The sequence below is a fragment of the Segatella paludivivens DSM 17968 = JCM 13650 genome, from assembly GCF_000373185.1.
GTDB classification, from domain to species: Bacteria; Bacteroidota; Bacteroidia; order Bacteroidales; family Bacteroidaceae; genus Prevotella; species Prevotella paludivivens.
Window position 1 is genome coordinate 1 of record NZ_KB890680.1, and the last position, 1,571, is coordinate 1,571.

Here is a 1,571-nt window from a genome sequence, read left to right on the forward strand (position 1 = left end):
TGTCTTATAGCAGAAAAGGTTTACACTAAAATGTAAACTATGGATAATATAATTAGAAAAAGGCGTCCTTATGAACGCTGTGAAGCAAGTGTTCGAGAAGCAATTCTGCATGAGATTTCGACAAGTAATTTGTCAATAAAAGCGATATCAGACAAGTACTTCATTAATCCGCGTAATGTGCGAACATGGCTTTATCGTATTCGCAAATCTCAAGAAAAGAGTGTATCTTTGTCTTCAGAAAGACATGAAATGGAAAATCAAGCCATTTCTGTTGTTGAATCAATGGCAAACAAAGAAGATGGACTTAAAGGTTTGACAGAGGCGCAACTTAGGAATAAAGTTCTCGAACTAGAGAAATCCCTTGCGTATGAGAAACTCCGCACAGAAGCTCTTGACATGATGATAGACATCGCCGAGAAGCAGGAAGGAATCAGCATCAGAAAAAAATCTGGTGCCAAACGGTCGTAGGAATGGCCGCCAAACATTCAGGCTCCTCGCTCGAATGTCTGTGCGGACTGTTTGGCAAAACAAGACAAGCCTACTATAAAAAGAAGAAAACTGACGATAGGATATTGCTTCAGACGGATAAAGTGATTAAGGAGGTCAAAGCCATTCGTGAACTTGATCCTGGACTAGGTGCCTACAAGCTATTTCTGATGCTTCATGAGGTGTTTGGTGTGCATATGTTCGGGCGAAACAGATTTTATTCTGTGCTTGGCAAAAATGGTCTGATGCTTCCTCCTCAGAGACGCCGTCATACGACAAACTCCAACCATAACTATCGCAAGTATAAGAATCTCATAAAAAACTTTGTAGCGACAGCTCCAAACCAGCTTTGGGTAGCCGACATTACTTATATTGATACTGATGAAGGCGTGATGTATCTGCATCTTGTGACTGATGCTTTTACGCATGAGATCATCGGTTGGGTGCTCTCGGACAGCCTTATGGCTGTAAACACTATTGAAGCCCTGCAACAAGCCATTGACAAGGCTCAGAAATATGATCTGACAAAACTGATTCATCACTCAGACCGAGGATCTCAATACTGCTCTAATGACTACGTGAATCTTCTGAAAAGTTATAAAGTGAGCATCAGCATGACCGAGGATTATAAACCTACAGACAATGCCATTGCAGAACGTGTTAACGGTATCATTAAGGTCGAGTGGATTTATCGTCAGCCACGCTTTAAAAGCAGAAAAGATGCTCAGGAGAAGTTGGCACAGATTATCGATTTCTACAATAAACGAAGACCACATATGAGCAACAAAATGCTCACTCCTGAGCAGAAGCGAATGCTATATGAAGAGAAAAGTCTAACGGGGGCTGTCTGCCCACAGTCGACAACTTCCTCGGAGTGTCTTTCATTTATTTAATTTTGTTGTATCGGATTTTATTTCTAAATTTGTAGACAAAGATATGATAATAAAAGATATTTGTAACAAAATTTTCATCAACCGACAACTAATTCGGGAAGGTGACAACCATATTGGATTGAATGACAACCAATCTGGTAAGGTTAGACAACTTATTTAATAACAAATGTAAACCTATTCCGGCTAAAGACA

Annotated in this window: 2 protein-coding genes; both read left to right on the top strand. The window is 40.0% G+C overall.

What is annotated here, in order from left to right; genetic code table 11:
- Positions 1-39 precede the first annotated feature (39 nt).
- The gene (locus B045_RS14955) at positions 40-468 is read left to right on the top strand and encodes a hypothetical protein (RefSeq protein ID WP_018464435.1); all 429 of its coding nucleotides are present in this window, start codon (positions 40-42) and stop codon (positions 466-468) included.
- Between the two features lie 2 nt (positions 469-470).
- Positions 471-1,379: an IS3 family transposase gene (locus B045_RS0111655; protein WP_018464436.1), complete on the top strand. Its 909-nt coding sequence runs from the start codon at positions 471-473 to the stop codon at positions 1,377-1,379.
- Positions 1,380-1,571: the final 192 nt, after the last annotated feature.

What these genes read in the sequence shown, in the direction of transcription:
- B045_RS14955 (WP_018464435.1), top strand. Translation starts at nt 40, where the DNA reads ATGGATAATATAATTAGAAAAAGGCGTCCTTATGAACGCTGTGAAGCA.
- B045_RS0111655 (WP_018464436.1), top strand. Translation starts at nt 471, where the DNA reads ATGGCCGCCAAACATTCAGGCTCCTCGCTCGAATGTCTGTGCGGACTG.